Here is a 7,804-nt window from a genome sequence, read left to right on the forward strand (position 1 = left end):
GGGCGGGCCTGCCCTTCACGCTGCACACCGACACGCCGGTGCTGCGCCCGAACCTGCTGGAGGCCGCCTGGTGCGCCGTGAACCGCGTCACCAAGGCCGGCGCGCAGCTTGACGAGGACCAGAAGGTCACCCCCTACGAGGCGATGCGCGCCATCACCTTCAACGGCGCCTACCAGTACGGCGAGGAGGACCTGAAGGGCACCCTGGAGGCGGGCAAGCTGGCCGACCTCGTGGTGCTCGACCGCAACCCGCTCGCCGTGGACCCGCGCGAGATCCGCGACATCAAGGTGCTCGCCACCATCAAGGAGGGCGAGACCCTCTACGAGCGCGACGGCCAGTAGGCCCGCACGCTTCCGCCCGCCGGCCGGGTACGACTCAGGGGAGGCCTTCGCGGCCTCCCCTTTTTGATGCGCCGAACGCAGTGCGGGAACAGGCTGCGAACCGACCGAGCAATCGCGACGAATGCGCGGCGGTTCGGCCGGGCGGATGCCGGGAATGCGAAGCGGTGCGGCCGTAGGGGGCAGCGGGAAGGGGCGCATGCTCGGTCGCTCGGCCACCGAGCATGCGCGACGGTTCTCCTATTCGGGGAAACCGACGAAGAAACCGTCGTCGCTCACAAGATCGGAGGTATCGGCATAGTCCTCCACGAGGCGCTTGAACCGCTGCGTGAGGGGCATGAGGTCGCCCCGATCGGCCTCGGCCACGACGAGCACCGCCGCCATGGTGCAGCCGACAGCCTCGTTGCGTGCTTCCTCTTCCAACTGGTAGATGCGAATGGCCGTGGAGGCGACGCCCGAGCCGCACCAGGCGAACACGAGGGTGCGATCCCGCACGAGGGAGAGCGTCCAGAAAAGCCACGAGAAGCGATCGAAGTCCATGGCGATGAGCCCATCGTCCGAAAGCGCGCGGTACAGGCCGCGAAGGAGGCTGTCGGGCGCGGACTGGCAGCGCAGGACCTGGCGCTCCCACGGGGCGCGCACCTCGCGGCCCCGATGCCACAGGGGCACCGAGGCGATGATGTGATCGATGTCGCTGCGGCTCACGGCAGGCGAGATGGTCACGCTGGGGAAGTCCACATCCAAAGGCTCGAAGGCCACGAGGAAGTCGAAGCGCTCGTGCAGGCGGCAGGTAGGCGCCGCGGTTGCGGCGAGCACCTCGTTTTCCGTCAACACATCTGCCACCGACAGGCGCGAGGAGAGCTTCTCCATGCGGTGCGCGCCCCACAGGGCCAGATCGATGCCGCAGTTCACCACCAGCCCCACCCGATAGCAGCGCATGGCCCCGGTGGCCTCCAGGTAATCCAACAGCACGAGAACGAGCCGGGCGTAATCGGGGCTGAACAGGGCCGCCTCCACGAGCGAGGGCACCTCGCACAGCACCGAGGACAAAAGCAGCGCGCCGTCCATGGCCTCGTACTTCACGGCGCTCTCGTTGGGGTTCGGGGCCAGAAGCTCGCAGGAGCGCCGGGCCAGGCCGCTCTCCAGCAGAATGGCCAGGGGCTTGCCCATATCCTCGGGCAAGGGCGCGCCAAAGGCCCCCTCCAGCGCGGCCGCGATGTCATCCACGATGGCCCGGGCCCGCTCGCTCGGCTCGTAGGCCTCCATGGCCGCCAGGCTCCACTGCCAGGTGCAGCAGTTCGCCATGTCGCGCAGAAGCCCCATCTCCGCCTCGCTCACGGCGATGGAGAAGTGGCGCTCCAGGCGGCGGCGCAGATAGGCGAAGAACTGGGTCGGTTCCCCGTCGTCGCGCCAATGGCGCAGGCCGCAGCCGAGCTTGATGCGCGTGACCATGATGCAGAGGTAGACGCTGAACTGCCACTGGGCGTTGCTGGAGAACTCGAAGCCCAGATCGCGCTCCATCTCGTCGATGCAGCGCTCGAGGAACTGCCGGTCGTAGGGGTCCATGGTGCCGAGCAGCGAGGGAATGATGCGGCGACGCACGGCCTGGGCCGGGAAGGAGAACAGCATGGACATGACGAAGCCGCGGATGGTCCACTCCGGTCCCTCCACGGCGACGGTCCGCCCCGCCGACAGCCTCAGGCCGCTCACGGCAAGCACCCCTTCCCACCAGTGCAGGTCGGCCTGGATCTGCTGCTTGTTGCGGAACAGGCGTCGGGCGAGGCTGTCGGCGCTATGGGGGCCGGGACAGCAGGTAAGGGCGATCATCTCCTGGCACAGGCGCTCGTAGCGCGGGTGCATCTCGGCCTCGCTCTCGCCGAGGAGACGCACCAGCCGGTTCTCCTCGCCGACCGCGAGCCCAAGGCGCAACCCGGCGCCCCGCTGACGGCCGACCCGCGTGGCGAAGCCCTCGTGCTCGAGAAACGCGTTGAGCGCCTTCACATCGCTGCGCACCGTGCGGTCCGAGCAGCCGAGCTCGCGACCGAAGTCGGCGGACGTCTTGTAGTCGCCGGCATCGAGCAGCGCCCGCAGAAGCGCCCCCTGCCTGCTGTTCATGGCCCCTCCTCTGCTCGGTGGTACCTGAGCGAATCGCTCACAGAACCAGTGTAGCCCCGCCGGCGGCGCCGAGGGCGACGATACCGTGGCAAGATGGCAACAGTTGGAAGAGATTCCCCGGGACACGGCCGCCCGCACCGTCCCTTGGGGGAAAATCTCTGAGTGAAACGGGCAAGATATTGGGTTTCGCAACTCGCGAGTCCGCAACCGGTTGAGAGGTTCACTATGGCGACTATGGCTCTCGCCGCTGATCGCAGCGACCAGCGGCCCGCAACGATCCCGCAGGCAAGCTACGGGCCCCTGGCCGTGCTGGCCCTGGCCCAGATCGGCACCTCCAGCGACAGCGCGGCCATGAACCTGGCCACGGCGAGCCTCGTGGGGTCGCTCGGGGCCACCCTCGACGACATCCAGGTGGCCACGGCCCTGTTCTCGCTCATTGCCGGCGCCTTCATGATCGCCGGCGGCCTGGTGGGCGTCACCATCGGGCTGCGCCGGGGGCTGGCCGCAGGGCTTTCCATGGCGCTCGTCGGCGAGCTCATCGCCACGCTGTCTCCCAACATCGCCGTGTTCACCTGGGGCGGCCGCGTCGTCATGGCGCTCGGCGCATGCCTGGTGACCCCGGCCGTGCTGGGTCTGGTGGCCGCGCTGTACCAGGGACGCCAACGGGCCATCGCCTTCGGCACCATTGCCGGAGCGGCGGCGCTTTCCACCCTGTCTCCTTTGGCCTTGGGCGCGGTCATGGACCAAGCCGGCTTCCGCCTCACCTTCGCCATCATGGCCGCCTGCTTCGCCATCGTGCTGTGCTGCACGCGTCTCGTGCCGGCCACCCCGCCGGCCGGCAGGCACGCCCGCTTCGACGTGGCCGGCACTGCCGTGGCCGCGCTCGGCCTGGGGCTCGCGCTGCTCGGCGTGTCGCACCTGTCGGACTGGGGCATCCTCGCCCCGCAGAAGATGTGCCCCTTCACCGTGTTCGGCATGGCCCCCACCCTGCCGGCCATCGTGGCGGGGCTTCTGCTGCTCGGCCTGCTCGTGCCCACCGAGCGCCGGGCCGAGCGCCGGGGCAACCCGCTCATTCCCACGGTCTTCGTCACCTCGAAGGGGGTGCGCGCCGGCCTGGCCGCGGTGTTCGTACCGTTCTTCTACATGGGCGCCGTGGGCATCTTGGCCACGCCCTACCTGCAGCTCGTCACCGGATTCACGGCCCTGCAGACGGGCCTCCTGTCACTGCTCTCGGGCATTCCGATGTTCCTTCTGGCCACCTTCCTACCCAAGCTGGCACCGCATCTGTCCTCGCGGTTCATCATCCGCGCCGGGTTCGTCGCTCTCGCCTGCGCCTGCGGCCTCATGGCCCTCGGCGTGCAGCAGCACGGGGTGGCGCTGCCGCTGTTCTTGGGCATGGCGCTCGGCGGCTTCGGCGTAGGCGCCGTGAACTCCCAGGCTAACAACGCCGTGGCCTGCTCGGTGAGCCGCGAGGAGGCCGAGCAGTCCGGCGGCATCCAGGGGGCGGCCCGCTCCATCGGCCTGGCCCTCGGCACCGCGCTCGCGGGCACGTGCCTTCTGCTCACCATGGCCGGCGGCTTCACCACCCTCGCCGCCGAGGGCGGCGTGCAGCACGACCTCATGGCCGCAGCCACCGACCGGGCCTCCACCCTCATGGCCGACGATGCCTTCGACGAGCTCACCGCCCAGTGGGGCGCGAGCGAGGACCAGGCCGCCAAGCTTGTGGAGGCGAAGTCGGCCGCGCAATCCAATGCCATGCGCCTCACCTTCGGCGCCCTCGGCTGCGTGGTGCTCCTCAGTTTGCTGACCACGCGCAACCTCGTGGAGACCGCCGTTCCCGAGAGCCCCGGAAAGACCCTGGGAACCGAGCGGGCCGAGAGCACCACCCGCTCCTAGCCCCGCGGAAGAGAGGGGCCGCACGCTCCGCCAAAGCCGTGAGCGCCGGGCGGGCGCCCCCATGCCTCGACACACAAAAAGGGAACCTGCCTCAGCAGATTCCCTTGGGCTTGGACCATATGTCGTCGGCGGAACTAGGCGAGCTCGTCGGCGGAATAGGCGTCCTGGCCGAGGCGCACTTCCTTGCCCTCCTTGATGAGCTGGCGGTACTCGGCAGTAGCCGTGAACACCACGTCGGAAGAGGAGTTCAGACCGGTCTCGCAGGAATCCTGGATGACGCCGATGATGAAGCCGATGCCCACCACCTGCATGGCGATGTCGTTGGTGATGCCGAACAGGGCGCAGCACATGGGGATGAGCAGCAGCGAGCCGCCGGCCACACCGGAGGCGCCGCAGGCGGACACGGCGGCCAGCACGCAGAGGATGAGCGCGGTCACCGGATCGACGGTCAGGTTGATGGTCTGGCAGGCGGCCATGGTCATCACCGTGATGGTGACGGCGGCGCCGGCCATGTTGATGGTGGCCCCCAGCGGGATGGACACCGAGTAGTTGTCCTTGTTCAGGCCGAGCTTGCGGCACAGCTCCATGTTCACGGGGATGTTCGCCGCCGAGCTGCGGGTGAAAAACGCGGTGAGGCCCGAGTCCTTCAGGCAGCGCAGCACGAGCGGATAAGGGTTCTTGCGGGTGCACGCCCACACGATGAGCGGGTTGGTGATGAGCGCGATAACGAGCATGCAGGCCACAAGCACCAGGATGAGGTGGCCGTACTCGAAGAAGATGTCGGTGCCGGAGGTGCTGACCGAGGCGTACACAAGGCCGAGGATACCGAAGGGGGCCAGGTTGATGACCCAGCGCACGGCCTTGGACACGGCGTCGGAGATGGCGGTGAACACTTCCTTGGTGCGCTCGCCGGCGGCGCGCAGGGCGATGCCGAGGACCACGGCCCAGGCGAGGATGCCCACGTAGTTGGCGTTCATGAGCGCGTCGACCGGATTCGCCACGATGTTCATGAGCAGAGTGGTGAGCACTTCCCCGATGCCCTCGGGAGCGGCCTGCTCCACCATGGAAGAGGTGTCCAGGGTGAGGACGGAGGGGAACAGCTCGCTGCCGATGAGGGCCACGATGGCGGCCACGAGGGTGCTTATCACGTAGAGAACGACGACGGTCTTCATGGTACCGGCGCCCTCAGCGTTGCACAGGGCGCTGATGACCAAGAAGAACACGAGGACGGGCGCCACGGCTTTCAGAGCGCCCACGAACAGCGAGCCCAAAAGCGTGATGACATCGGTCCAGGGCTGCACGTTGGGAATGAGCAGCGCCAGAACAATGCCGATAACGAGGCCAACGAGAATACGCTTGATGAGGCTAATCTCGTTGTACTTCCTGAATACTGCGGGGACTGCCAAGGTGATTCTCCTTTTTCTTCGCGCACGCCGCCTCCGGCGCGCGTCCCGGCTGCCCGGCCGAGGGCCGGAAAGCAAAAATGGTGCGGGCGAAAGGACTTGAACCTTCACGGGGGTTGCCCACCAGAACCTAAATCTGGCGCGTCTGCCAATTCCGCCACGCCCGCATTGCCGAACTCGCGACGAAGCATCTTCGCCGCGCCGTTCCATGATAGCAAAAGACCCGCCCCGACAAGGGGACAACGGCCAATTACCGTATTTGGGATACGCCTGTTCGGGGACGGGAATCCACGCGGATCGCACGAAGCAGGGCGGCAGGGGAAAAGAAAGAACCCTCCAGGAGGAGGGTTCTGAACAATCATGGCTCCCCGGGTAGGATTCGAACCTACAACCCTTCGGTTAACAGCCGAATGCTCTGCCGTTGAGCTACCGAGGAATATCGGCGGGGCTTCTCGCCCTCAGCGCAAGATAGAATTATACCGAAGCGCCTCGGGTTTGCAAGAACTTTTTTGGTCGATGGCGAAAATAGTTCTCATCGGCAACCAGACGGCCCCAAGCGCCGGCCCTCACCACTTCCGTCATCGGTCAGGTCCGACCCCGGGCATCGCCCCCCCCCGCTTCCGTCGAGACGGCCCGGCCTCAGGCATCGGCCTCCGCTTCCGCCGAGACGGCCCTTCGCACCAGATAGCAGTGGTGGATGCGGGGATTGCGCTCGAAATCGTGGGGTATGGTGCTCGCCGTGATGTCCTCAATGGCCACGCCGCACTTGGCCAGGGCCTCGCGGTCGGGCTTGAAGCTGCGCAGGTTGCAGGAGAACACCGCCAAGCCGTCTTTCGCCAGCAGCCGCGAGACGCCGATAAGCAGCTCGGCGTGATCGCGCTGCACATCCCAGGTGCGCCGCCCCATGGCCTTGGAGTTGGAGAACGTGGGCGGATCCACGAAGATGAGATCCCAGGTGCGCCGCCCGCGGCGGGCCTCCTGGACCCAGCGCACCACGTCAGCGCGCACGAGCTCGTGGGAGCCCTGGCCGCGGGAGGCCGCTTTCCGACCGCCTCTCCCCTTGCCGGCCCGGCCTCCTTCCACGCGGGCGTCTCCCTCGGCCGCAAAGCCGTTGGCCTCCAGGTTGCGGGCAGCCCAATCCAGATAGGTCTGGGAGAGGTCCACCGTGGTGGTAGACGCGGCCCCGGCCGCCGCCGCGTGCAGCGTGGCCACGCCGGTATAGGCGAACAGGTTCAGGAAACGCTTGCCCGCAGCCATCTTCCCCACCATCTCGCGGGTCGTGCGATGGTCGAGGAAGATGCCGGTATCCAGGTAGCCGCCCAGATCGATCTCGCAGACAAGGCCGTCCTCGCTCGTATGGGTCACGTAACTGCGGCCGCCGGCGTCACGGTACTGGCCGCCGCCGCGGGCCCGCAGGCGCGCCTTGGAGAACACGTGGTCGGGACGGATGCCGAGCACCGCCGGCACAATGGCGAGCACGTCCTCGAAACGGGCCCGGGCCACATCCGGGTTCACCGATTTGGGCGGGGCGTACTCGGCCACGTGGGCGTAGAGAATGCCCTCGGCATCGCCGGCGCCCTCGTACAGGTCGATGGCGCAGGCGTACTCGGGCAGATCACCGTCGTAGAGGCGGTAGCAGGCAACGCCCTCGCGCGCGGCCCACTTGCGCCGTTCCCGAGCCACCTTGCGCAGCCGGCTCGCGAACTGGGCCGAGGCGGCGTCGTTCACCTCCACGGAAAGCTCGGTGCCTCCGGCCGGGTTGGCCACGGCGATGACCGCCGGCTCGCAAGGGGGCGCGTCGAAGCGCTCGAGGACCGCCTCGGCCCGACCCCGGCCGAGCTCGATGCGCTCGGCGGCCGGAGTGCGAAAGCGGGCCGAAAAGCCGCCAACACCGACAAAGCCGAAACGGGACCCGGCCGGCGCGCGACGGGAGGCGGCCACACAGGCCGCCTGCTCGGCCACGGCCCGAGCATCGTCCTCGGCCCGGCCGGCCGGGCCGAGGACGATGCTCGGGCCGTGGCCGAGCAGGCGGCCTGTGTGGCCGCCTCCCGT

5 protein-coding genes and 2 tRNA genes are annotated in these 7,804 nt (G+C 68.1%); 2 read left to right on the forward strand and 5 right to left on the reverse strand.

From position 1 onward, the window contains the following. Positions 1–341, forward strand: a 341-nt coding sequence (locus F8D48_RS11035; RefSeq protein ID WP_151432050.1) for an amidohydrolase family protein, incomplete at its 5' end; no start/stop codon positions are given. A 237-nt stretch (positions 342–578) separates the two neighbouring features. Here the strand turns inward: F8D48_RS11035 and F8D48_RS11040 are convergent. Then, the gene (locus F8D48_RS11040; RefSeq protein ID WP_151432052.1) at positions 579–2,453 is read right to left on the reverse strand and encodes a BglG family transcription antiterminator; all 1,875 of its coding nucleotides are present in this window, start codon (positions 2,451–2,453) and stop codon (positions 579–581) included. A 225-nt stretch (positions 2,454–2,678) separates the two neighbouring features. On the opposite strand from F8D48_RS11040, the gene F8D48_RS11045 reads away from it, so the two are divergent. Continuing rightward, complete coding sequence (locus tag F8D48_RS11045) at positions 2,679–4,349, forward strand: MFS transporter (protein WP_151432054.1); 1,671 nt, start codon at positions 2,679–2,681, stop codon at positions 4,347–4,349. Positions 4,350–4,483: 134 nt separating this feature from the next. On the opposite strand, the gene sstT is transcribed toward F8D48_RS11045, so the two are convergent. The 4 genes from sstT to F8D48_RS11065 form a co-directional block, all read right to left on the reverse strand. Next, entirely contained in the window at positions 4,484–5,755 is a 1,272-nt protein-coding gene (sstT, locus tag F8D48_RS11050; protein ID WP_151432056.1) for a serine/threonine transporter SstT, read from the reverse strand. A 78-nt stretch (positions 5,756–5,833) separates the two neighbouring features. After that, a tRNA-Leu gene (locus F8D48_RS11055) sits at positions 5,834–5,919 on the reverse strand. A gap of 194 nt (positions 5,920–6,113) precedes the next feature. Beyond that, a tRNA-Asn gene (locus F8D48_RS11060) sits at positions 6,114–6,188 on the reverse strand. 203 nt (positions 6,189–6,391) lie between these two features. After that, on the reverse strand, positions 6,392–7,804 hold a 1,413-nt coding region (locus F8D48_RS11065; protein WP_240806331.1), incomplete at its 5' end, for a class I SAM-dependent methyltransferase.

This window comes from Adlercreutzia muris (assembly GCF_008831045.1).
In the GTDB taxonomy this organism is placed as follows: Bacteria; Actinomycetota; Coriobacteriia; order Coriobacteriales; family Eggerthellaceae; genus Adlercreutzia; species Adlercreutzia muris.

Bases quoted from the DNA above. Each gene is read 5' to 3' on its own strand.
- F8D48_RS11040 (WP_151432052.1), bottom strand. From the start codon at position 2,453: ATGAACAGCAGGCAGGGGGCGCTTCTGCGGGCGCTGCTCGATGCCGGC.
- F8D48_RS11045 (WP_151432054.1), top strand. From the start codon at position 2,679: ATGGCGACTATGGCTCTCGCCGCTGATCGCAGCGACCAGCGGCCCGCA.